Annotated in this window: 19 protein-coding genes; 6 read left to right on the top strand and 13 right to left on the bottom strand. The window is 67.7% G+C overall.

Annotation, left to right across the window (positions count from 1 at the left end; genetic code table 11):
• Window positions 1-8: 8 nt before the first annotated feature.
• From QOZ99_RS11845 to zapE, 4 genes are all read right to left on the bottom strand, one after another.
• On the bottom strand, window positions 9-2,990 hold the full coding sequence (locus QOZ99_RS11845; protein ID WP_306890162.1) for a 2-oxoglutarate dehydrogenase E1 component: 2,982 nt from the start codon (window positions 2,988-2,990) through the stop codon (window positions 9-11).
• A gap of 290 nt (window positions 2,991-3,280) precedes the next feature.
• Window positions 3,281-4,258: a malate dehydrogenase gene (gene mdh, locus QOZ99_RS11850; RefSeq protein ID WP_306890163.1), complete on the bottom strand. Its 978-nt coding sequence runs from the start codon at window positions 4,256-4,258 to the stop codon at window positions 3,281-3,283.
• Between the two features lie 156 nt (window positions 4,259-4,414).
• Window positions 4,415-5,134, bottom strand: coding sequence for a DUF1003 domain-containing protein (locus tag QOZ99_RS11855; protein WP_306890164.1), 720 nt, complete (start codon window positions 5,132-5,134; stop codon window positions 4,415-4,417).
• A gap of 73 nt (window positions 5,135-5,207) precedes the next feature.
• Complete coding sequence (zapE, locus tag QOZ99_RS11860; protein ID WP_306890165.1) at window positions 5,208-6,428, bottom strand: cell division protein ZapE; 1,221 nt, start codon at window positions 6,426-6,428, stop codon at window positions 5,208-5,210.
• Between the two features lie 398 nt (window positions 6,429-6,826).
• On the opposite strand from zapE, the gene QOZ99_RS11865 reads away from it, so the two are divergent.
• The 4 genes from QOZ99_RS11865 to QOZ99_RS11880 all read left to right on the top strand — a co-directional run bounded on the left by QOZ99_RS11865 (window position 6,827) and on the right by QOZ99_RS11880 (window position 11,974).
• Window positions 6,827-7,657 (top strand): trypsin-like peptidase domain-containing protein, encoded by an 831-nt coding sequence (locus QOZ99_RS11865; RefSeq protein WP_306890166.1) that lies wholly within the window; start codon window positions 6,827-6,829, stop codon window positions 7,655-7,657.
• Window positions 7,658-8,006: 349 nt separating this feature from the next.
• Entirely contained in the window at window positions 8,007-8,561 is a 555-nt protein-coding gene (locus QOZ99_RS11870) for a GNAT family N-acetyltransferase (protein ID WP_306890167.1), read from the top strand.
• A 147-nt stretch (window positions 8,562-8,708) separates the two neighbouring features.
• Window positions 8,709-11,291 (top strand): DUF3772 domain-containing protein, encoded by a 2,583-nt coding sequence (locus QOZ99_RS11875; protein ID WP_306890168.1) that lies wholly within the window; start codon window positions 8,709-8,711, stop codon window positions 11,289-11,291.
• Window positions 11,292-11,332: 41 nt separating this feature from the next.
• Entirely contained in the window at window positions 11,333-11,974 is a 642-nt protein-coding gene (locus tag QOZ99_RS11880) for a CAP domain-containing protein (RefSeq protein WP_306890169.1), read from the top strand.
• Between the two features lie 93 nt (window positions 11,975-12,067).
• Here the strand turns inward: QOZ99_RS11880 and QOZ99_RS11885 are convergent, their stop codons facing one another.
• Together QOZ99_RS11885 and QOZ99_RS11890 are read right to left on the bottom strand one after the other, a co-directional pair.
• Window positions 12,068-13,207, bottom strand: a complete 1,140-nt coding sequence (locus tag QOZ99_RS11885; RefSeq protein ID WP_306890170.1) for a CobW family GTP-binding protein — start codon at window positions 13,205-13,207, stop codon at window positions 12,068-12,070.
• Between the two features lie 78 nt (window positions 13,208-13,285).
• Window positions 13,286-14,689 carry a D-alanyl-D-alanine carboxypeptidase family protein gene (locus QOZ99_RS11890; RefSeq protein WP_370876841.1) on the bottom strand — a complete coding sequence of 468 codons (1,404 nt, stop codon included), beginning with the start codon at window positions 14,687-14,689 and terminating at the stop codon, window positions 13,286-13,288.
• Window positions 14,690-15,016: 327 nt separating this feature from the next.
• Between QOZ99_RS11890 and hisE the strand changes: the two genes are divergently transcribed.
• Both hisE and QOZ99_RS11900 read left to right on the top strand, forming a co-directional pair.
• Window positions 15,017-15,484, top strand: coding sequence for a phosphoribosyl-ATP diphosphatase (hisE, locus tag QOZ99_RS11895; protein ID WP_306890172.1), 468 nt, complete (start codon window positions 15,017-15,019; stop codon window positions 15,482-15,484).
• A 174-nt stretch (window positions 15,485-15,658) separates the two neighbouring features.
• A complete protein-coding gene (locus QOZ99_RS11900) occupies window positions 15,659-16,240 on the top strand; it encodes a YqaA family protein (RefSeq protein ID WP_306890173.1) in 582 nt (193 codons plus the stop codon).
• Between the two features lie 22 nt (window positions 16,241-16,262).
• On the opposite strand, the gene cysW is transcribed toward QOZ99_RS11900, so the two are convergent.
• From cysW to QOZ99_RS11935, 7 genes are all read right to left on the bottom strand, one after another.
• On the bottom strand, window positions 16,263-17,099 hold the full coding sequence (gene cysW / locus QOZ99_RS11905; RefSeq protein ID WP_306890174.1) for a sulfate ABC transporter permease subunit CysW: 837 nt from the start codon (window positions 17,097-17,099) through the stop codon (window positions 16,263-16,265).
• Window positions 17,096-17,926: a sulfate ABC transporter permease subunit CysT gene (gene cysT / locus QOZ99_RS11910; protein ID WP_306890204.1), complete on the bottom strand. Its 831-nt coding sequence runs from the start codon at window positions 17,924-17,926 to the stop codon at window positions 17,096-17,098. The genes cysW and cysT overlap by 4 nt, the downstream gene beginning before the upstream one ends.
• Before the next feature lie 161 nt (window positions 17,927-18,087).
• Window positions 18,088-19,107 carry a sulfate ABC transporter substrate-binding protein gene (locus tag QOZ99_RS11915; protein WP_306890175.1) on the bottom strand — a complete coding sequence of 340 codons (1,020 nt, stop codon included), beginning with the start codon at window positions 19,105-19,107 and terminating at the stop codon, window positions 18,088-18,090.
• Window positions 19,108-19,297: 190 nt separating this feature from the next.
• Window positions 19,298-20,038: a phosphoadenylyl-sulfate reductase gene (locus QOZ99_RS11920; protein WP_306890176.1), complete on the bottom strand. Its 741-nt coding sequence runs from the start codon at window positions 20,036-20,038 to the stop codon at window positions 19,298-19,300.
• Window positions 20,035-20,547: a DUF934 domain-containing protein gene (locus QOZ99_RS11925; protein ID WP_306890177.1), complete on the bottom strand. Its 513-nt coding sequence runs from the start codon at window positions 20,545-20,547 to the stop codon at window positions 20,035-20,037. The genes QOZ99_RS11920 and QOZ99_RS11925 overlap by 4 nt, the downstream gene beginning before the upstream one ends.
• On the bottom strand, window positions 20,534-22,189 hold the full coding sequence (locus QOZ99_RS11930) for a nitrite/sulfite reductase (RefSeq protein ID WP_306890178.1): 1,656 nt from the start codon (window positions 22,187-22,189) through the stop codon (window positions 20,534-20,536). The genes QOZ99_RS11925 and QOZ99_RS11930 overlap by 14 nt, the downstream gene beginning before the upstream one ends.
• Window positions 22,190-22,221: 32 nt before the next feature.
• Window positions 22,222-22,530 (bottom strand): DUF2849 domain-containing protein, encoded by a 309-nt coding sequence (locus QOZ99_RS11935; RefSeq protein ID WP_306890180.1) that lies wholly within the window; start codon window positions 22,528-22,530, stop codon window positions 22,222-22,224.
• Window positions 22,531-22,625 lie beyond the last annotated feature (95 nt).

Consider the following 22,625-nt stretch of genomic DNA (forward strand, 5'->3'; position numbering starts at 1 on the left):
GCGGATCGTCAGCCCAGCGCGTCCTGCAGGAACGCCTTGAGTTGTGCGAGATGCTTGGACATCAGGCCGGTCGCCGTGGCGGCCGAGGCCGGGCGGCCGGTATAGCGCGGCCGCGCGGAGGCGGAGCCGGCCTGTTCCAGCACCCATTCCAGATAGGGCTGCACGAAGGCCCAGGCGCCCTGGTTCTTCGGCTCTTCCTGGCACCAGGCCACTTCCGCCTGCTTGAAGCGCGCGATTTCCTGCACCAGCGTCTTGAGCGGGAACGGGTAAAGCTGCTCCACGCGCAAGAGGTAGATGTCGTCGGCGCCCCGGCGCTCGCGCTCCTCGTACAGGTCGTAATAGACCTTGCCCGAACAGAGCACGACGCGGCGGATCTCGTTGTCCGGCTTCAGCTTCACCGCTTCCGATGGCAGGGTCGCCGCGTTGGAGCGGTCGGCATCGTCCCACAGCACGCGGTGGAAGGTGGTCTGCGGGCCGAGCTGGGCCAGCGTGGAGGTGGCGCGCTTGTGGCGCAGCAGGCTCTTCGGCGTCATCAGGATCAGCGGCTTGCGGAAGTCGCGCTTCAGCTGGCGGCGCAGGGCGTGGAAATAGTTCGCCGGCGTCGTCAGGTTGGCGACCTGCATGTTGTCCTCGGCGCACATCTGCAGGTAGCGCTCCAGACGGGCCGAGGAATGTTCCGGACCCTGGCCCTCATAGCCATGCGGCAGCAGGCAGACGAGGCCCGACATGCGCAGCCACTTGCGTTCGCCCGAGGACAGGAACTGGTCGAACACCACCTGCGCGCCGTTGGCGAAGTCGCCGAACTGGGCTTCCCACAGGGTCAGCGCGTTCGGCTCGGAGAGCGAGTAACCATATTCGAAGCCGAGCACCGCTTCTTCCGAGAGCATCGAGTTGATGACCTCGTACTGGGCCTGCCCCTCGCGCACATGGTTGAACGGGGTGTAGCGCTCCTCGTTCTCCTGGTCGGTCAGCACGGAGTGGCGCTGCGTGAAGGTGCCGCGCTCGCTGTCCTGGCCGGACAGGCGCACCCGGTTGCCGTCGAGCAGCAGCGTGGTGAAGGCGAGCGCCTCGGCGGTCGACCAGTCGATGCCCGTGCCGTCCTCCACGATCGCCTTGCGGCGGGCGTCGAGGAAGCGCTGGATGGTGCGGTGGAGGTGGAAGCCCTCCGGCACGGTGGTGATCTTCTCGCCGATCTCCTTGAGCACAGCGAAATCCACGCCGGTATTGCCGCGACGCGGATCGTCCTCGCCGGCGGCGACCTTGAGGCCCGCCCAGCGCCCGTCCAGCCAGTCCGCCTTGTTGGGCTTGTAGGCCTGGCCGGCCTCGTATTCGCCATCGAGCTTGGAGCGCCACTCGGCGCGCATGCGGTCGAGTTCGCCGGGCTCGATCACGCCCTCGGCTTCCAGCTTCCTGGAATAGAGTTCGAGCGTGGTCGGGTGCTGCTTGATGATCTTGTACATCAAGGGCTGGGTGAAGGCGGGTTCGTCGCCTTCATTATGGCCGAAGCGGCGGTAGCAGAATATGTCCACCACGACCGGCTTGTGGAAGCGCTGGCGGAACTCGGTGGCGATCTTGGCGGCGAAGGTCACGGCTTCCGGGTCGTCGCCATTGGCGTGGAAGATCGGCGCCTCGATGGTCTTGGCGACGTCCGAGGGGTAGGGCGAGGAGCGCGAATTGCCGGGATAGGTGGTGAAGCCGATCTGGTTGTTGATGATGACGTGGATCGAGCCGCCGGTGCGGTGCCCCTTCAGGCCCGACAGGCCGAAACACTCGGCCACCACGCCCTGGCCGGCAAAGGCCGCGTCGCCGTGCAGCAGCAGCGGCAGCACCTGGCTGCGCTCGGTGTCGCCCAGCTGGTCCTGCTTGGCGCGCGCCTTGCCCAGCACGACGGGATCGACGATTTCCAGATGCGAGGGATTGGCGGTCAGCGACAGGTGCACCTGGTTGCCGTCGAACTCGCGGTCCGAGGAGGCGCCGAGGTGGTACTTCACGTCGCCCGAGCCCTCGACGTCATCCGGCGCCCAGGAGCCGCCCTTGAATTCGTGGAACAGCGCGCGGTGCGGCTTGCCCATGACCTGCGTCAGCACGTTCAGGCGGCCGCGATGGGCCATGCCGAACACGACTTCCTTCACGCCGAGATTGCCGCCGCGCTTGATGATCTGTTCGAGCGCGGGGATCAGGCTCTCGCCGCCGTCAAGGCCGAAGCGCTTGGTGCCGGTGTAGCGCACGTCGAGGAACTTCTCGAAGCCCTCGGCCTCCACCAGCTTGTTGAGGATGGCCCGCTTGCCCTCGCGGGTGAAGGTGATTTCCTTGTCCGGCCCCTCGATGCGCTCCTGGATCCACGCCTTCTCCTCGGGCGAGGAGATATGCATGAACTCGACGCCGAGCGTCTCGCAATAGGTGCGCTGAAGAATGGCCACCATCTGGCGCACGGTGGCGAATTCCATGCCGAGCACGTGGTCGATGAAGATCGGCCGGTCGAGATCGGCCTCGCGGAAGCCGTAGGAGGCGGGGTCGAGCTCGGGCGCGGGGTGCACCGGCTCCAGACCCAGCGGGTCGAGCTTGGCATGCAGGTGGCCGCGCATGCGGTAGGCGCGGATCATCATCAGCGCCTTGACCGAGTCGCGCGTGGCCTGCTGCACATCGGTCGAGGTCAGTTCGACGCCGGCCTTCTGCGCCTTTTCGGCGACCTTGGCCTCGACCTTCTTAGCCACCGCCTTCTCGGTCTCGATCCAGTTGCCGTCGAGCGCCGAAACGAGTTCGCCATTGGCGTGGATCGGCCAGCCGGGCTGCTTCCAGGAGGCGCCGCGCGCGCTCTTCTCGACATCGGCCGGAGCATCCTTGAGCCCGGCGAAGAAGGCCTGCCATTCGGCGTCGACCGAGTTCGGGTCGGCCTCGTAGCGGGCGTAGAGATCCTCGATCCAGGCGGCATTGGCGCCGTAGAGGAAAGAGGTATTCAGGAAGGCTTCGTTCAAGTCCGCGCGCGACATTGTCGGCTCCTGAGGGACCAATGGTCCGATGGAGGCAATTTTCTGCCGGATTTCCGGCTTCGCCGAGGGCGTTGTCGGACTCCGGTCGCCCCGGACCCTCGGGGCAATGGCTCGATAGAACCTATATAGGTCTCGTGTTCACTTCATGAATACCGCAGGATTGCGGCACGGCGGTGCACATCGGCAACAGGTCGCTGCGGTCGGCGGCCGCTGCGGCACCCGACGGGGCGTCGCAGGCGGCATGGCGGAGCGGCGGCGGAACCTTGGCGGCCCGCCGCGCGCCGGTCAGGTCACGTGCCCAGGCCGGAGGCGAGGTCGGGGGCGATCTTCTGGCACTCGGCGACCAGTTCCTTCACCGAGGCGACCGACTTGTCGAGCATCGCCTGCTCGGTCGCATCGAGCGAGATTTCGACGATGCGCTCGACGCCGCCGGCGCCGATGATGACCGGCACGCCGAGATAGAGGTCGTCCTGGCCGTATTGGCCGGAGAGGAAGGCCGCGGCCGGCAGCAGGCGCTTCTTGTCTCTGAGGTAGGAGGTCGCCATCTCGATGGCCGAGGCGGCGGGGGCGTAGAAGGCCGAGCCGGTCTTGAGCAGGTTGACGATCTCGCCGCCACCCTTGCGGGTGCGATCGACGATGGCGTCGAGCTTGGCCTGCGTGGTCCAGCCCATCGCGACGAGGTCCGGCAGCGGAATGCCGCCGACGCCGGAATAGCGCACCAGCGGCACCATGTCGTCGCCATGCCCGCCGAGCACGAAGGCGTTGACGTCCTCGACCGAGACGTTGAACTCGTCGGAGAGGAAATAGCGGAAGCGCGCCGAATCCAGCACGCCGGCCATGCCCACCACCTTGTGGGTCGGCAGGCCGGAGGCCTTCTGCAGCGCCCACACCATGGCGTCGAGCGGGTTGGTGACGCAGATCACGAAGGCGTCGGGGGCGAATTTGGCGATGCCCGCGCCGACCTGCTGCATCACCTTGAGGTTGATGTCGAGCAGGTCCGAGCGGCTCATGCCGGGCTTGCGCGGAACGCCGGCGGTGACGATGACCACGTCGGCACCCGCGATGCCCTCATAGCTATTGGTGCCGACCAGCTTGGCGTCGAAGCCGAGGACCGGGGAGGCTTCCGCAATGTCGAGGCTCTTGCCCTGCGGGATACCTTCGGCCACGTCGAACAGGATGACGTCGCCGAGTTCCTTGAGGCCTGCCAGAAGGGCGAGAGTGCCGCCGATCTGGCCGGCCCCGATCAGTGCAATCTTAGCTCGAGCCATGAGATTTCCTGACTTTCCGAGAGGGGTGCGGCGCTCCGCCGCGCGGGCATCCGATAGCCCTTATCGCCGCCCGGTTCAAGCGAACACGCCCCGTCCGCCGTGAGGTCAGGCTACGACTTTGCGCGTATTCGTTTTGGCATACGAAATACTGAATGCCTAACGTCGGCGTGCCGCCAAGTCTTCCATAAGCTCGATCTGGATGGTCTGGATCTCGGTCAGGCGTTCCCACTGATGCGTGAGCATGTGATCGATCTTCTCGTGCAGGTGCCGGATTTCCAACTCGGCCTTGAGATTGACCCGATAGTCGTTCTCCGAGCGCAGCCGGTCCTTCGCCTCCTGCCGTTTCTGGCTCATCATGATGACCGGCGCCTGCAGCGCGGCGATGCAGGACAGCACGAGATTGAGCAAAATGAAGGGGTAGGGGTCGAACCCGCCGACCAGGCCGAGGATGTTCAGCGCCATCCAGACATTGATGAACACCATGAAGGAGATGATGAAGGTCCAGCTGCCGCCGAACGAGGCGATGGCGTCCGCCGCGCGCTCGCCGAAGGTGCGGTGCTGGTCGATTTCCTCCTCGACATTGGCGGTCAGGATGTCGTTCTGGGCGAGGCTGTCGATGACGTCATGGTCGAGCTGGGAGAGGTCGCCGCGCTCGGCCTGCAGGGTCGCGGCGATGTAGGCGGCCCTCTCCCGCGCCAGCGCCGAGCGGGAGATGTATGCGTCCGGCGCAATGCCGGGATGCACGGCGCGTATATGATCGGCCAAAGCGGGGCGCAGCATGTCGAGCCGAACGCCGTCGCGCTGGGAAATGATCTTCCCGGTCAGCGCGCAGCTATGTTCCCGAATCTCGTTTCCGTGGTGATGTCGACTGCTCATGGGCCCATGCGCCGGTGATGGAGAGGCGGAACCCCAGATGAAGCTGCCCCGCCATCCCGATCAAGCCCGCCGGTCAGGTCTCGACAAGGCCGGTCGTGTCGCCGGAGGCCTCGGAATCGCCGCGGCCGTGCGGACGCGCAATATAGTCGCTGGAGCGCATCTCATGCAGGCGCGAGACGGTCCGCGCCCATTCGAACGCTTCCGCCCCCTCCGTGCCGAGATAGAGATCCTCCGGCTCGGCCGCGGCGGAGGCGACCAGCTTGACGCCCTTCTCGTAGAACTCGTCGATCAGCGTGATGAAGCGCTTGGCCTCGTTGCGCCGGTCCTGGTCGAGCTGGGGAATGTGGTCGATCACCACCGTGTGGTAGGTGCGCGCGATGCGCAGATAGTCCGAGGCGCCGAGCGCCGCGGCGCACAGGTCCTCGAAGCTGAAGCGCGCCGCCCCGCCGCCCGCGCGCGGCACGCGGATGAGGCGGCCGGCGGAACTGATGCTGGCGGGCGCGCCGCCATCATTGCCGGCGATGCGATGCCAGATCTTCTCCATCTCGCGGTCGATCTGCGCCATGGAATGGTCGTCGTCGGGCACGAACCAGATCCGCACGCCGCCAAGCTTTTCCATGCGGTAGTCGGTGGGCGACTCGATCCGCACCACCTCCATGTGTTTCTCGATCATGGCGATGAAGGGCAGGAACAGCGCCCGGTTGAGGCCGCCCTTGTAGAGGTCTTCCGGCGCCACGTTGGAGGTGGCGACGATGACGACGCCGAGGTCGAACAGTTTCTCGAACAGCCGGCCCAGGATCATCGCATCGGCGATGTCGGTGACGTGGAACTCGTCGAAGCACAGCAGCCACGCCTCTTCATAGAGGGCGGCGGCGACCAGGGCGATCGGGTCGGCTTCCTTGATCCGGCCGGCCTTCATGTCGGCCCGCACCTTGAAGATGCGGGCGTGCACGTCGGCCATGAACTCGTGAAAATGCGCGCGGCGCTTGCGCTTGCGCACCGCCACGCTTTCGAAGAACAGGTCGGCCAGCATGGTCTTGCCGCGGCCGACCGCGCCGTGGATATAGAGCCCGCGCACACGGGGAATGGTGTCCTCGCGGCGGGCGAAGAGCCAGCCGAGCGCGGAGGATTTGCGCGCCAGCCGGCGGCTGGCGATGCGCTGTTCCAGCTGCGCGAGGGCGGCGACCACCTTGGCCTGGCCGGAATCGGGCGCGATGTCCCCGGCCGCCATCCGCGCGACGTAACGCGCCGCGAGCACCGAGCCGCCAGCTTCCGCGGTGAGCATGTCCGCCATCTCGGGACACTCCAGACTGTTGCAGCGCACGCATTAGCCGCCCCGTCCCCTCGGGGCAAGCGGCCAGACCCGATCTCCGACGAAGTGGCAAGGCGCTCCCCGCCCCGGCGTGTCGCCACGCGGCGCGCGGCCTTGACGCCGACACGATCCTCCGCAGACTGGCCGCGTCAGACGGGCTCGCGCGCGGGTGTCGCGACGGGCGGGTGAAGACGGGCGCGGGAGGAGACCGGCGCGGGAGGAGACCGGCGCGGGAGGAGACGGGGCGGGGCATGCACCAGGAGCCGATCCGCGCAGAGACCGTGAACACCCCACCCCGCTGCGCGGCGGGGTTGCGGTCCATCGAGGCCTGCCCCCCCATGCGTGCGCGGCCTGTCATGCGGTCCGTCATGCGACCTGTCATGCGGCACGCCTTCGGGTTCGCCGCTCTGGCGCTGGGTCTGTTTGTTGAGGCCGGCGGGCCGGCGCTGGCGCGCGACCTTCCGTCCTCGCTCATCATCATCGACACGGACGGCCGGATGGCGCCGGAGGCGTTCGCCCATGCCACCGGGCTGTCGTCCCGCGAGCTTGCAACGCGCTTCGGCGCGACCGGCGTGGTGCATTGCGGCGGGGCGGTCGGCACCGGTCAGCTTGTCGGCGCGGCCAATGTGCTGGTGACGGCCGCGCATGTGCTGTTCGCGCCGGATGGCACCGCGCGCGCCAGCGGCCCGGCCTGCGGCTTCGTGATCGAGGCCGGCGGCCAGCGGCGGATCGTGCCGATCGACATGGAGCGGGTGGTGACCGGCTCGCGCGAGCCTTATGACGCGCCCGCCCTGCAGGACTGGGCGGTGGCGCCGCTCGCGGCCGTCGTCGCGGGCGCGCGGCCCTATCCGCTGGCGCCGGCGATGGCAGTGCCGGGGGATGTGGTGCTCGCGGCGGCGGCCAGCGTGGGCGGCGTGTCGCGGCGCAGCCTGCAGCGTTGCCGGGCGCGCAAGGTGACGGCGGGCGGCCATGGCGGGCTGCGGGAGGTGGCGATCGATTGCGATGCCGAGGGCGGCACGTCGGGCGCGGCGCTGCTGAGCGAGCAGGGCGGCTTTCTCGGCGTCTATGTGGGCTTTCGCTCGTCCCATCCCGGCGAAGCGGGGCCGTTCTCGATGAGCCACTACAATTTCGCCGTCACGGCGGAGGGCCCGCTGCGGCGCGCCATCGTGAGGGCAGCCGGCACCGGCGAGGCGATCAGCGCCAGCCGCTGACCCCTCCGCCGCCACCGCCCGCTTTCCACGCGGTGGCCTTGGGTTGATACGCATTGTGCCCGGCGCCAAAGCGGCGCAGTAATTTGGAGGGTCGCCTGCACGCAAGCATGGTGCATGCGAGCCATGCAGATGCAGGAGTTGTCTTCTTGTGCGATGCGCATATTTATGCTGCGCCGCAACAAGGAATGTGGTCGGCGGGATACAAGCCATGCCTGCGATCGAACAGAGCGCCCCGATTTCCGATGACCGCGCGCCATCGCGCGCGCCGGAGCCTGTGAATACCTCCGCGCTTCCGACTACCTCCGTGCTTCACCGTCCTGTCGATCCGGCCGAGGGCCAGATCCGCAAGGTGCTGCCGGCCGAGCGTCATTTGCTGGTCGAACATTTGCTGCGGCTCGATCCGCTCAGCCGTTTCATGCGCTTCGGCGGTGTCGTCTCCGATGGCGCCATCGCCCGTCACGGTACCCGCGTCACGAGCGGCGATGCGGTGGCGATCGGTTATTTCGTCGACGGTGAATTGCGCGCCGTCGCAGAGTTGCACCCGCTGCCGCCGCGCGCCGGCAAGCCGGCTTCGGCCGAGGCGGCGTTCAGCGTCGAGCGGGAATTCCAGGGCAAGGGCATCGGCTCGGCGCTGATGCGCCATCTCGTGCTGCTGGCGCAGAATCGCGGCATCGAGGAACTGCAGGTGGTGTTCCTGCCGAGCAACGCGCCCATGAAGAACCTCGCCGTGCATCATGCCGCCAATTTCTCGATGGACGACGACGAGATGATCGGCCGCGTCCAGGCCCCGCACGCCACCGTGTTTTCGCGCCTGCGGGAGTTTTTCGGCGATGTTTTTGCCGTCTGCTCCGCTGCTTTCGACCTGCAGGAGCGCACGCTTCCGCCGTCGATGCGCGGGAACTGACCGCGCGCCGGGTCCTCTGCCGGGGCGCGGGACAAGGCGTGGCGCCGGCCTGAGGGCCGGGCGGTAACTTTGCGTTAACGTCTTCGCCTTGACTTGGCCCTTATCCCACCGGAGACAGGGGCATTCACGCTCCAATACGATCCGGTCATGGCTCAACGCACATTCGCAACGGCTCGCGCGATCGCCGGGCGGCGGCGCCCGCACATTTCCTTCGCCGATGTCGGTGCGATGCTGCGGCCCACCGCGACGACGCTCATCCTTCTCACCGCGTGGCTCTGCCTCGCGCTTGGCATGCTCGCCCCCATGGCGGCGGGCGCGCAGGCCGCGCTGCCGCCCGAGCAGCAGGTCCTGCAGGACCGGCTGGAGGGCCAGCGCGCCGTGGTCGATGGCGTCGAGGCGGCGCTGGGGCGTGACGGGCTGCGTTCCGAGGATCTCGATGGGCTGCGCACCCGGCTCGATCCCGTGCGCGACAACCTGAGCGCCGGCATCGCCATTCTCGATCCGGCGGTGGCCGACCTCTACAAGCGCCTGCAGGAACTGGGGCCCAAGCCCGCCGCCGACGCGCCGCCGGAAAGCGAATCCATTGCCCGCGAGCGCGAGTCGCTGGAGATGCGGGCGAGCGCGCTGGACGGACTGCTGAAGCAGGTGCGGCTTATCAACGTGCGCGCGGACCAGCTGTCCGACCGAATCACCAGCCGGCGCCGCGCCTTGTTCACCGATACGCTTCTGGCTCGGTCCTTCAGCGTGCTCGATCCCAATCTGTGGATCTCCGCGGTCACCTCCATTCCGGTGGAAATCCGCGGCATCCGCTATCTCCTGACCGACTGGCGGGCCTATGCGGATGCCCGCATGTCGCGCACCGGCCAGATCCTGGTCGGCCTTGGCGCGCTGGGTATCATCGCCCTCGTCGTGTTCCTGCAGAACATGTTCAGCAGGCCCTTGCGGCGGGTGGACCTTGATGTCGACGGCGAGCCGCTGTCCCCGCTCAAGGTGACCGGGCTGTCGGCGCTGGTCGCCATTATCGGCATGGCGGCGGCGCCGGCCGCGACGCTGGCCGTGATGGCGCTGCTGAATGCCTTCGACCTCGTGCCGCCGCGCGTGGTGGAGATTTCCCAGGGCGTGCTGATCGCCGTGTGCATCCTTGCCGTCGGGCGCGGCCTGCTGGCCGGCGCGCTGGCGCCCATGTCGCCGCGCCGGCGCGTGGTGCCGGTGTCGGACGAGATGGCGCGGCTGATCTACCGCAACGCGGCGCTCGGCCTGTGGATCGTCGCGACCGCCGTCGTGCTGAGCACCATTCACCGGGCGCTCGTCGCGCCGGTGCCGCTCACCGTGGCGACGGCGGCGGGTATGGCGCTGGCACTGGTGCTGGTGGCCGGGCGCACCATGCGCGCGCTCGGCGAACTCGCCGACGGGCCGGACGCCGACGAGGGCGACGAGGCCAAGGGCGACACAAGGACCGAGGCGAAGCCGGAGGCCAAGGGGGAGGCCCGTAGCGAGACGAAATCGGATGGCGGCGGCCCCTCGCAGACCATGCTGCAGTGGATCCGCTTTCCCTTCTGGGTGCTGAACGCCAGCATCGTCGCGGCGCTGGTCGCCGGCTATGTCAGCGTGGCCTCCTACCTCGCCTCGCGCTCGCTCTTTGCCGTTGTGCTGGCGGGCGCGCTCTACCTCATCATCGCGCTGATCAACGCGGTGTTCATCGACGGCATCGCCTCGGGCCCGCGCGCGCGCCATGTCGCCAAGACGCTCGGCGTGCGTCCGGCCAGCCTCGAATTGCTGGCGCTGCTCGTCGCCGGCGTGTGCAAGGCATTGGCGACCGTCGTCGTGCTGGTGATGGTGATCGGCACTTTCGGCACCTCCACCGCCGATGTCCGCGATCTGGTCAGCCGCATCACCTTCGGCTTCACCATCGGCACCTCCACCATCACGCTGGGCGACGTGCTGAGCGCGGTGATGTTCCTGGTGGTGGGCATCGTCATCGCCCGCGCCATCCAGCGCTGGTTCGCGGTGGCGATCCTGCCGAAGACCTCGTTCGACCAGGGCCTGCAGAACTCGATTTCCACCATTATCGGCTATGTCGGCTCCATCGCCGTCGTCGCCATGTCCATGGGCCAGATCGGCCTCAACCTGCAGAACATCGCGCTGGTCGCCGGTGCGCTCTCGGTCGGTATCGGCTTCGGCCTGCAATCCATCGTGTCGAATTTCGTCTCCGGCCTCATCCTGCTGGCCGAACGGCCGATCCGCGTCGGGGACACCATCTCGGTCAAGGGCGAGGAAGGCTATGTGCGCCGCATCAGCGTGCGCGCCACCGAGATCGAGACCTTCGACCGCGCGGCCGTGGTCATTCCCAATTCCGACCTGATCACCGGCATGGTGAAGAACTTCACCCACGCCAACACCACGGGGCGGGTGATCGTGGCGGTGAATGTCGCCTATGACGCCGATGCCGACGAGGTGCGCGACATCCTCATCGGCTGTGCCTGCGACCACCCGCAGGTGCTGCGCTCGCCGCCGCCGCGCGTGTTCCTGATGGCGTTCGGCGACAGCTACCTGAAATTCGAGCTGCGCTGCGTCGTCGCCAATGTCGACTACGCGCTCACGGTGAAGAGCGACCTGCATTTCGCCGTGCTGGACCGGATGAAGGCCGCCCATATCGGCATCCCCTATACGCCGTGGAACATCTATCGCGGCGGCCCCATCGGCACGCCCCCGGCGGCTGCCGACGACTGATCCTCTCTTCGCCCGTCCCACCTCGGACCCACGAGACCTTGATGTTCCCCATCTCGCCGACGCGCCTTGCCATCGCCCTTCTCGTGCCCCTGCTGCTGGCGGGCTGCGCCAGCGAGCCGACCACGATCGCGGTCAACGACACGTTCTACGCGAATATCGCCAAGGGCGGCACGCTCGACCCGCAGGCGGCGGCGTCCCTGCTCAGCGACTACCGGCAGGCGCGCGGCCTGCCGGCGGTGACGATCGACCCCACGCTGATGGCGGTGGCCGAGCGGCAGGCCAAGACCATGGCGGCCGCCGACCAGCTCTCGCACAATATTGGCGGGCGCTCCCTCGTCGTGCGGCTGAAGGCGGCGGGCTTCTCCGGGCTGAAGGCGGCGGAGAATGTGGGTGCCGGCTATCACACGCTGGCCGAGGCCTTTTCCGGCTGGCGCGATTCACCCTCGCACAACAAGAACATGCTGATGCCCGGCGTGACCCGGCTCGGCATCGCCGCCGTGCGCGCCCCGCGCTCCAAGTACAGCGTGTACTGGGCCATGGTGCTCGGCGTGCCCGACCCGAAGGTGGAAGCCGCGCAGCAGGCCGCAGCCGCGCCGGCCGCGCAACCTGCCGCGCAACCTGCCGCCGCTCCGGCGTCCGGCACCACGCAGCTGCAGTTCGGCGGCGCGCCAATGCCGCAATAGGGCACGCGCCGATCCGATTGCGGCGCAACCGGATCGGGCTCCGTGTCTTCCCTCCATCGCATGGAGGCGGATTGCCTCCGGCGACCGGCGCGTTCAGCGCCGCAGCGTGGCGGGGGCGAGGGGATTGTCGCTCAAGGCCGTCCCATCCGGCTGGTCGAGCGCCGGCAGGCCCATGAAGGCGTCGAACAGCCGGCGGATCACCGCCGGCTCGACATCGCGCACGATCATGACGAGGCGCGTGCGCCGGTCGTCATCGGGCCACTGGGCCAGTTGGCTCGGGGGATGCAGCACATGCTGCACGCCATGCAGCACCAGCGGGTGCTCGGGATCCTCGGCAAGCTTCACGATGCCCTTGAGGCGCAGCAGCTTGCCGCCATGGGTGCCGCGGACCAGTTCCAGGAACATGTCGATGGCGGCGGCCGCCACCGGCGCATCTGTCGCGACCGTGAAGGCGCGGATACGGTCGTCATGGCGGTTGGCGTCATGCCGGTGCGCGCGCGATTCCGCTTCCGCCGCCGCCACCGCCTCGTCCGCCAGCCAGCGGCCGACATCGGCGATCTTGGTGGTGGGATCGTAGAGCCCGGCATTGAGCAGCGCGGCCGCGCCGGCCTCGCCCCGCGCGGCGTCGAGCACCGGCGCGCCGGGCGCCAGCGCCTTCAGCCGCCGCCGCAGCGCCGCCAGATCGGCGTCGCGCGCCGGCGTGTCGACCAGATCGGTCTTGGTGAGCACGATGCGGTCGGCAATGGCCGCCTGGCGCACCGATTCGGGATGTTCATCGAGCGTCGACTGGCCGTTCACCGCGTCGACCAGCGTCACCACACCGTCGAGGCGGAAGCGCATCACCAGATAGGGATGCATCATCAGCACATGCAGGATGGGCGCGGGATCGGCGAGGCCGGTGGTCTCGATCATCACGCGGCGGAACGGGGGAATGACGCCGTTATCCATGCGGCGCAGCAACTGTTCGAGCCCTTCGGCGAGATCGCCGCGCACCGTGCAGCACAGGCAGCCGGAGGCCAGCAGCACGGTGGCATCGTCGAAATGCTGCACCAGCAGATGATCGATGCCGATCTCGCCGAACTCGTTGATCAGCACGGCCGTGTCGGCGAGCCCGGGATCCTGCAGCAGCCGGTTCAACAGTGTGGTCTTGCCGGCACCGAGAAAGCCGGTGAGCAGTGTGACCGGGATGGGCTCGGGTCGCCGCGCGGCCGTCTCGCCGGTGATCTGGCTCATGAAGCAGGTTCCTGTACGGGCCGTCTCGCCCCTCGCCGTGCCACCCGTCGCGCCGCGAGAGGGCGACGGGCGCATGCGCTATTGCGGCGCGGGGACGGTGGGATAGCTGGGGGCGGCCGGCGGATTCGGCAAGGGCTGCGAGGCTGCGGTCGACTGGGCCGCTGGCTTCGCGGCCGGCTTCGCAGCGGGTTTGGCGGCGGGTTTGGCCGCAGGCTTGGCCGCAGCAGGCTTGGCCGCCGGTTTCGCCGCGGGCTTGGCCGCAGCAGGTTTGGCGGCGGGTTTGGCGGCCGGCGCGGGAGCGGGGGCGGGCGGCGCGTTGGGGTCGCTGGTGTCGATGATCGCGGTCTGCGCGGCGGGCTTCTTGCCCTTGGCCGCCTTGCTGTCCTTGGCTGCCTTGGCGTCCTTGGGCGGCGTCTTCTTCACCGGCGGGGGCGGATAGGCGGCGGCAAGCGCCTCGGCGCTCGGCACCGGTCCGACCCAGACCTCGACCGGAGGCATGGAGGCGGGCAGCTTCTGCAGCAGGCTGGCGCCGGTGACATTGTCGCCGAGCGAGCCCATGCCGGCGGCGACGAAACTGGAGGCGGAAGAGGGTGTGTCGTCATCTTCCGAGGCGACATTCTTGCGCTTGCCGCCGCACACTTCGGCGCGCATGTCGGCCGGCGGGCCGCCCTCGTTGCGCAGCGAATCAACGGTGGGGGCCACGGCGCCGAAAATCTTCCAGGAGTGCTGGAAGCCCTTCTCCAGCAGCAGCGCCGCCTGCTCGGTGCGGGCGCGGCCGGAACTGGTGCCGAGCACCACGGCGAGCACGTGCTTGTCGCCCCGGGTGGCGCTGGCCACGAGATTGAAGCCGGAGGCGCAGATGAAGCCGGTCTTCATCCCGTCGGCGCCGGGATAGCTGTCGATCAGCTTGTTGTAGCTGCGGATGACCGACGTGCCGAGCTTGAGCGAGGGGATGCGGAACAGATCCGCCCGCTCGGGAAATTCGGTGAAGATGGCGCGGGCGAGGATGGCGAGATCGCGCGCGGTGGTGATCTGCCCAGGGGAGGGCAGTCCGTTGGGGTTGTCGTAATGGGTGCCGTCCATCCCCAGTTCGCGGGCGGAGTTGTTCATCTCGTTGATGAAGGCCGCGTAGGTGCCGCCCACGCCCTCGGCCAGCACCACGGCGATGTCATTGGCCGACTTCACCAGCATCATCTTGAGCGCGTTGTCGATGGTGAGCTGGGTGCCGGCCTTGAAGCCCATCTTGGAGGGCGCCTGCGCGGCGGCGTTATCCGAGACGGTGATGAGGGTTTCCGGCGTCACGCGGCCGGCGCGGAGGGCCTTGAAAGTGACATAGGCCGTCATCAGCTTGGTGACGGAGGCGGGATACCACGGCTTGGTGGCGTCCTCGGCCAGCAGGACCTTGCCGCTATCGATCTCGATCACCAGCGCCGGCGTCGCCAGGGCCGCGGGTATGGCAGCGACAGCCAGCACGGCGACCAGCCCGACGCGGGCGACGGCGCAGGCCGCGAGGCTCCCGAGGGTGCGGAAGAAGAGAGGGCTCGACACGCTTCGCAGTTCCCATTCCAGCTTTCGACCCGCCGCGAGGGCCCAGCCTTGCCTGAATACCCCGTTTGCGGCGGGGGATCAAAACACGACGGCCGATCCCCGCATCGCAGCATAGTCGCCACGGCCCCGCATTCAACGCCGGGTCTCATGACATCGCCGTCATCGAGTCCGTCATCGCGATCGGCATCAAGGATGACGGCACGCCGCCCATGACGGGGCGACGACACCGCAGCTTCACACAGCAGGTTCTAGAATTGGTGAATGAGCGATTCGATTCGTCGTCTGCATGATGCGGTGGTGGCCACGCGCCGGGGCAACAACACCTCCGCGCGCACCGCGCGGCTGTTTGCCAAGGGTCGTCCCTTCATCGCCAAGAAGGTGGCGGAGGAGGCGGTCGAGGTCGCGCTCGACGGTGTGGTCGGCAATGTCGCGGCGACGGTATGCGAGAGCGCGGACCTTCTCTACAATCTCGTCGTGCTGTGGGTGGATCTGGGCATCGACCCCGACGACGTGTGGACCGAGATGGCCCGGCGCGAGGATTTGCTCGGCATGGCGGAGAAGATGCCCAAGCGCGCCCGCAAAGAGGCCGGGGGCGTCGCGGGGGGCGATGCGGGCCCGCCATCGGCACCGCCCACGGATGCCCCCGTGTTCGATTTCCACCCGATTCCCCATCGTGCGGCCAGCCTTCCCACCGGCGAAGCCGGTTCCGGCCCCGCCCGCCGCCGCTAGGGCTCTCTGCCGGCCTGCGGTTAATGGGGAGCGCACGCGCAGTGCCTGCCCCGCCGACAAGAAAACGCTCCCGATTCATTTGATTATGGTCGAGAACAGCCGCGCACCGTGCGGTGCGGCACGCGTCGAGCCGCTCGTGCCGTCGATCCACGACCTTCCCTTTCCGGAGCCATCATGCTGCGCCGTCTCTATCAGTGGGTGATCAATCTGGCCGAGCGGCCCTCGGCGCCCTGGGCGCTGGCGGCAGTCTCCTTCGCCGAGAGCTCGTTCTTTCCCGTGCCGCCCGATGTGATGCTGGTGCCGATGTGCCTCGCCCGGCCCAAGCGCGCCTGGTGGTATGCGGGCGTGTGCACGCTGGCCTCGGTGATCGGCGGCCTGTTCGGCTACGCCATCGGCGCGCTGCTCTATGAATCGCTGGGCCTGTTTCTCATCCAGCTCTACGGCTATGGCAGCAAGATGGAGGCGTTCACCGCCGCCTATCAGCATTACGGGCACTGGATCATCCTGATCAAGGGCCTGACGCCGATCCCCTACAAGGTGGTGACGATCACCTCGGGCTTTGCCCATTACAACCTGTTCTGGTTCGTGGTGCTGTCGATCATCACCCGCGGGCTGCGCTTCTTCCTCGTCGCCGGGCTGCTCTACTGGATCGGTCCGCCGGCGCGCACCTTCATCGAGGAACGGCTGGGGCTGGTGACGGCGATTTTCGCGCTCGTGCTGGTCGGCGGCTTCGTCGCCGCGATCTACCTGTTCTGATCGCGGGGGGGCGCCACGGGGGTCAGTGGCGGCGGCTGCCGGTGCCGAGGCGCGCTTCCAGCGTGGCCTTGGCCAGCAGCGTGACGATGGCGAGCAGGGCGAGCAGCGAGGCGACCGCGAAGGACGCCTGGAACTGGTACTCGTTATAGAGAATCTCGACCTGCAGCGGGAGGGTGTTGGTCTCCCCGCGCACATGGCCGGACACGACCGAGACGGCGCCGAACTCACCCATGGCGCGGGCGTTGCACAAGAGCACGCCATAGAGCAGCGCCCATTTGATGTTGGGCAGCGTGACGCGCGAGAACACCCGCCAGCCGGCGGCCCCGAGCGTGACGGCGGCCTCCTCCTCCGTGGTGCCCTGCTCCTGCATCAGCGGGATGAGTTCGCGCGCCACGAAGGGAAAGGTGACGAAGATCGTCGCCAGCGCGATGCCGGGCCAGGCGAAGAGAATGCGGATGTCGTGATCCGCCAGCCACGGCCCGACATAGCCCTGCGCGCCGAACAGCAGCACGAAGACGAGGCCGGCCACCACGGGCGAGACCGAGAAGGGAAGGTCGACCAGCGTGATGAGAAAGCTCTTGCCGGGGAACGAGAATTTGGTGATCGCCCAGGCCATGACGAGGCCCATCGCCGTGTTCGCCGCGACCGAGATGGCGGTGACGATGAGGGTCAGTTCGATGGCGGCCAGCGCGTCGGGCTCGATGATGGCGGCGCCGAAGGCCTCCCAGCCCTTCACGAAGGCCTGCGCGAACACATTGACCAGCGGCAGCAGGATGAACAGGGCGATGAACAGCGCGGCGAGGCCGATCACGGTCCATTTGACGGCGGTCGGCTCCGAGCGGATGGGCGGGCGGCTCATGAGGTCCTCCCGGTGCGGCTTTCCGACCAGCGCTGCAGGCCGTTGATCACGAACAGCAATAGGAACGAGGCGACCAGCATGGTGGCGGCAATGGTGGTGGCGTCGGCGTAGCGGAATTCCTCCAGCCGGATCACGATCAGCAGCGGGGCGATCTCCGACACGTTCGGCAGGTTGCCGGCGATGAAGATGACCGAGCCGTATTCGCCGACCGCGCGGGCGAAGGCCAGCGCGAAGCCGGTGAGGAAGGCCGGCAGCACGGCGGGCAGCACGACGCGGCGGATGGTGGTCCAGCGTCCGGCGCCCAGCGTGGCGGCGGCCTCCTCCAGCTCATGGTCGAGGTCTTCCAGCACCGGCTGCACCGTGCGCACCACGAAAGGCAGGCCGATGAAGATGAGCGCGACGAGAATGCCGAGCGGGGTGAACGACACCTTGATGCCGAGCGGGGCGAGCCAGCCGCCGATCCAGCCATTCTCGGCATAGAGCGTGGTGAGCGCGATGCCGGCCACCGCGGTGGGCAGGGCGAAGGGAATGTCGATCAGCGCGTCCAGCACGCGCCGGCCGGGAAACTCGTAGCGCACCAGCGCCCAGACGATGACCGCGCCCAGCACGAGATTGACGCTGGCGGCGATCAGCGCGAGGCCGAACGAGATCTTCAACGCGTTGAGCGTGCGCGCCGCGGAGAGGATGGCGACGATGCGGGAGGGGGACAACTCGGCGGTCTTGAAGAACAAAGCCGCGAGCGGGATCAGCACCACCAGCGAGAGCCACAGCAGCGTCAGGCCGAGCGTGAGGCCGAAGCCGGGAAGCACCGAATGGCTGCGGCGCAGGCGCGGCTCGGTGCGGGCCCGCGTGGGTCGATCGAGGGTCAGGTCGCTCACGTCGCGTCTCCCGGCGGCGTCGGTTCACGGAAAAAGCCGGGCCTTGAGGCAAGGCCCGGCGCCACATCGGCCGGCCCGTCGTTTGGCCCGCGCCGCTGTCTGGGTCCCGCTCAGTTCGAATAGATCTGGTCGAACACGCCGCCATCATTGAAATGGGTGGCCTGCGCCTTGCGCCAGCCGCCGAAGGCCGGATCGTCGATGGTCACGAGGTCGATCTTCGGGAACACCTTGGCGTACTGCTTGGCGATTTCCGGATCGCGCGGGCGGTAGAAATTCTCCGCCGCCAGTTTCTGGCCATCCTTGGTGTAGAGGAACTTCAGATACTCCTCGGCGACCGCCCGCGTGCCCTTCTTGTCCACCACCTTGTCGACCACGGCCACCGGCGGCTCGGCGAGGATGGAAAGCGAGGGCACCACGATGTCGAACCTGTCGTCGCCGAATTCCTTCTTCGACAGGAACGCCTCGTTCTCCCAGGCCAGCAGCACGTCGCCGACGCCGCGCTCGGTGAAGGTGACGGTGGAGCCGCGCGCGCCGGTGTCGAGCACGGGCACATTCTTGTAGAGCTGGCCGACAAATGCCTTCGCCTTGTCCTCGGAACCATATTTCTTGAGCGCATAGGCCCAGGCGGCGAGGTAGTTCCAGCGCGCGCCGCCCGAGGTCTTCGGGTTGGGCGTGATCACCTTGACGTCGGATTTCAGCAGGTCGTCCCAGTCCCGGATACCCTTCGGGTTGCCCTTGCGCACGAGGAACACGATGGTCGAGGTATAGGGCGAGGAATTGTCGGGCAGGCGCTTCTGCCAGTCCTTGGCGATGAAGCCCTTGTCGGCAATGGCGTCGATGTCATAGGCCAGCGCCAGCGTGACCACATCGGCCTCGAGGCCGTCGATCACCGAGCGCGCCTGCTTGCCCGACCCGCCATGCGAGGCCTTGATCTCAACGGTCTTGCCGGTCTCGGCCTTGAACCGGTCGGCGAACAGCTTGTTGTACTGCTGGTACAATTCGCGCGTGGGATCATAGGACACGTTGAGCAGGGTGACATCCGCGGCGCGGGCCACCGGCACCAGCGCCAGCGGCGCCACCAGCGCGGCGATCACGGCGGCGGCGGCCGTGGACCTGAAATTGAACGACATTCTGCCTCTCCCCGTCAGCGCCGAGAGCGCCGGTGAATTCCATGGCGTGAGATTTTCACGCGGCAATCATGGGGTCAATATATTTTCTACATATAAAATAGATTATATGTTTATCTTCAGCTACCGCCTGTAAATTGCCGAGGTCGAGCCGTCTCCCCCCGGGTGCTTTACCGGGCGCCGGACCGTCGATTCAAAGCGTGTTGAGCAGGGTGTGAATGCCGCATTCGGTCTTGGCGCGGCCGCGCCAGCGGCCTTCCCGGCCATCTTCGCCGGCGGCGGCGCGGCTGGTGCAGGGCATGCAGCCGACCGAGGTGAAGCCCTTGGCCAGCAGCGGATGGTCCGGCAGCCTGAAATGCGCATGGGCGGCCTCGACCTCGGCGCGGTCGAGATTGGCGAGCGGGTTGAACTTCAGCCGCGCGCCGTCGCGCTCCACCACGGGAATACTGGCGCGCAGCCCGCCCTGGTAGCGCTTGCGCCCGTTCAGCCAGCCATCGAACCCTTTGAGCGCCAGCGCCAGCGGCTCCACCTTGCGGATGCGGCAGCACAGGTCCGGGTCGTTGTGCCAGAGGTCGCCCTCGCCATCGACTTCGGCAAGGCGGGCGACATCGGGCTGGATCGTGCGCACGTCGGTGAGGCCGAGCTGGCGGGTGAGCGTGTCGCGATAGGCCAGCGTCTCCGCGAACAGCCAGCCGGTATCGAGGAAGATCACGGGAATCGCGGGATCCACCTGCGCCATATAGGCGATCAGCACCGCCGATTCCGTGCCGAAGGACGAAACGAGGCTCAGCCGCCCCGGCCCGACGGTGCGCGCGGCGGCGGCGATGATCTCGGCGGGGCCTGCCCCCTCCAGCGCGCGATTGAGCGCGTCCAGCTGCGGCTCGGCGGGGGGCGCCGCCGGCGGGAGCGGGTCGCTGTGAGGGGCGAGGTTCATTCCCCGACTCCGGGAGCGCTGCGCCCGAGGCGCTGGCGCAAGAGGCTGGGGCGCCGGTCGGTCGCGGGTTGATAGAACACGGTGTAGCGATGCACCGCCTCGTCGAAGGCATCGGCGTCGGCCGCCTTCGAGACCTCGATCTGGTCGAAGCCCGAGCGCTGCATCAGCAGGAACTGGTCGCGCAGCACGTTGCCGACCGCCCGCAGCGGACCCGTCCAGCCCAGCCGCTCGCGCAGCAGCCGCGCCTGGCTGTAGGCCCGCCCGTCGCGGAAGCTCGGGAAGTTGAGCGCGATCAGCGCGATCCGCCCGAGATAGGGTTCGATCTCGGCGATCGGCCGGCTGTTCGGCCAGATCACCCCGACCGGCGCCGGCCGCTCCCTCAGCGCTTCGGCGTCCTTCAGGAAACGCTCGATGCCGATCAGCACGGCAGCGCCCTCGGGCAGCGCCTCGTCGTCGGAGACGCGCACGAACCGGTCCTCGACCGGCTTTCCATTCTCAATGAGCCGCATAGACGCGCTCCTTGAAGGGCTCGACGCCCAGCCGCGCCACGGTGTCGATGAAAAGTTCCTGCGGGTCGGCGCGCAGTTCCATATAGGTATCGACGACGTCCTCGATAAGCCCGGGAACCTGCTCGTAGGACACGGCTGGCCCGAGCAGGGTGCCGAGCTGGGCGTGCTCGTCGGCGCGCCCCCCAAGCGTGATCTGGTAGAATTCCTGCCCGTTCTTTTCCACGCCGAGAATGCCGATATGGCCGACATGGTGATGGCCGCAGGCATTGATGCAGCCGGAAATATTGACATGCAGCCGGCCGATGGCGCGCGAGCGGTCGAGGTCTTTGAAGCGCTTGGCGATCTCCTGCGCCACCGGAATGGCGCGCGCATTGGCCAGCGCGCAATAGTCGAGGCCCGGGCAGGCGATGATGTCGCTGATATGGTTGACGTTCGGCGTGGCGAGACCCGCCGCTTCCAGCCGCCGCCAGATCGCCGGCAGGTCCTCCTGCGCGACATTGGGCAGGCACAGGTTCTGCTCGTGCCCGACGCGGATCTCGCGCCAGCCGAAATCATCCGCCAGCGCCGCCACCACGTCCATCTGGTCGGCCGTGGCATCGCCCGGAGGGGCTCCGATGGCCTTGAGCGACACGGTGACGATGGCGTAGCCCGGCACCTTGTGCGGGTGCACGGAATTGCGGTGCCAGTCGGCGAAGGCCGGGTCTTCCAGCGCCGCGACGAGCGCGGCCGGCGGGTCGGCGCGCGGGGTGAAGTCCGGGTAGAGGAAGCGCGAGCGGATATCGGCGATGATCTCGTCGGACAGGTGCAGCGCGCCGTCGCGGATCGCCTCCCACTCCGCCTCGACCGCCTTGGCGAAGGCCTCGGCGCCGATCTCGTGCACCAGGATCTTGATGCGCGCCTTGTAGATATTGTCGCGGCGCCCGTACTGGTTGTACACGCGCATGATGGCTTCGATATAGCTCAGCAGGTGCCGGGCCGGCAGGAAGGCGCGGACCGACTTGCCGACGAAGGGCGTGCGGCCGAGCCCGCCGCCGACCAGCACCTCGAAGCCCAGTTCGCCCGCCTCGTTGCGGTGGAGGCGCAGGCCGACATCATGCACCTTGGTGGCGGCACGGTCCTTCGGCGCGGCAGTGATGGCGATCTTGAACTTGCGCGGCAGGTAGGTGAATTCGGGATGCAGTGTCGAATACTGGCGCAGGATCTCCGCCCAGATGCGCGGATCGTCGAATTCCTGCGGCGTGGCGCCGGCCCACTGGTCGGTGGTGACGTTGCGGATGCAGTTGCCCGAGGTCTGGATGCCGTGCACGCCGACTTCCGCCAGCGCCGCCATCGCGTCCGGCAGGTCCTCCAGCTTGATCCAGTTGAACTGGATGTTCTGCCGCGTGGTGAAATGGCCGTAGCCGCGATCATAGGTGCGCGCGACATAGGCGAGGCGGCGCAACTGGTCCGAGGACAGCGTGCCATAGGGAATGGCGACGCGCAGCATGTAGGCGTGAAGCTGCAGATAGACGCCGTTCATCAGCCGCAGCGGCTTGAACTCGTCTTCGCTGAGCGCGCCCGACAGGCGGCGCGCGACCTGATCGCGGAATTCCGCGACGCGCTCGGCCAGGAAGGCGCGGTCGAATTCGTCATAGACATACATTGTCGGGCTTCGCCTCTTGCGTCGTCAGTTCGTCAATGCGGCAGCTCGAAGGTCGGGCCGGCGACGCGGATACGCTCGCGCAGGTTGCCGGGCGCGATCGCGCCATCCGCCTCGATAACCACCGGCGCCACATAGGCGCCCACCGCATCCGTGTCACGTTTCTGCGCGCTGGCGAGCAGCGCGATGGCCTGGTCCGCCGTGGTCACGATGACCGCATCGGCGAGGTTGGGCGACCAGCCCTCCTGCGCGGTGCGCCACACCACAGCCCCGTCCGTCAGCCGGTTCGCCGTTACCGCGACGGGGCCGTTGACCTTCAGTTTCTGCTGTTGGGGGGACGCCATGGCGCATTAATTTCCTGTTGACGGATGGGTTAGGGGTGATAACACCAATTTAGAACGTGCAAAAGAAATAAATGCACGAAAATTACGTGTAATTA

Source organism: Ancylobacter amanitiformis (genome assembly GCF_030814815.1).
Taxonomy (GTDB): domain Bacteria; phylum Pseudomonadota; class Alphaproteobacteria; order Rhizobiales; family Xanthobacteraceae; genus Ancylobacter; species Ancylobacter amanitiformis.

Coding starts and splice junctions, on each gene's coding strand:
- QOZ99_RS11845 (WP_306890162.1), bottom strand. CDS start 2,990: ATGTCGCGCGCGGACTTGAACGAAGCCTTCCTGAATACCTCTTTCCTC.
- mdh (WP_306890163.1), bottom strand. CDS start 4,258: ATGGCTCGAGCTAAGATTGCACTGATCGGGGCCGGCCAGATCGGCGGC.
- QOZ99_RS11855 (WP_306890164.1), bottom strand. CDS start 5,134: ATGAGCAGTCGACATCACCACGGAAACGAGATTCGGGAACATAGCTGC.
- zapE (WP_306890165.1), bottom strand. CDS start 6,428: ATGGCGGACATGCTCACCGCGGAAGCTGGCGGCTCGGTGCTCGCGGCG.
- QOZ99_RS11865 (WP_306890166.1), top strand. CDS start 6,827: ATGCGGCACGCCTTCGGGTTCGCCGCTCTGGCGCTGGGTCTGTTTGTT.
- QOZ99_RS11875 (WP_306890168.1), top strand. CDS start 8,709: ATGGCTCAACGCACATTCGCAACGGCTCGCGCGATCGCCGGGCGGCGG.
- QOZ99_RS11880 (WP_306890169.1), top strand. CDS start 11,333: ATGTTCCCCATCTCGCCGACGCGCCTTGCCATCGCCCTTCTCGTGCCC.
- QOZ99_RS11885 (WP_306890170.1), bottom strand. CDS start 13,207: ATGAGCCAGATCACCGGCGAGACGGCCGCGCGGCGACCCGAGCCCATC.
- hisE (WP_306890172.1), top strand. CDS start 15,017: ATGAGCGATTCGATTCGTCGTCTGCATGATGCGGTGGTGGCCACGCGC.
- QOZ99_RS11900 (WP_306890173.1), top strand. CDS start 15,659: ATGCTGCGCCGTCTCTATCAGTGGGTGATCAATCTGGCCGAGCGGCCC.
- cysW (WP_306890174.1), bottom strand. CDS start 17,099: ATGAGCCGCCCGCCCATCCGCTCGGAGCCGACCGCCGTCAAATGGACC.
- QOZ99_RS11915 (WP_306890175.1), bottom strand. CDS start 19,107: ATGTCGTTCAATTTCAGGTCCACGGCCGCCGCCGCCGTGATCGCCGCG.
- QOZ99_RS11920 (WP_306890176.1), bottom strand. CDS start 20,038: ATGAACCTCGCCCCTCACAGCGACCCGCTCCCGCCGGCGGCGCCCCCC.
- QOZ99_RS11925 (WP_306890177.1), bottom strand. CDS start 20,547: ATGCGGCTCATTGAGAATGGAAAGCCGGTCGAGGACCGGTTCGTGCGC.
- QOZ99_RS11930 (WP_306890178.1), bottom strand. CDS start 22,189: ATGTATGTCTATGACGAATTCGACCGCGCCTTCCTGGCCGAGCGCGTC.
- QOZ99_RS11935 (WP_306890180.1), bottom strand. CDS start 22,530: ATGGCGTCCCCCCAACAGCAGAAACTGAAGGTCAACGGCCCCGTCGCG.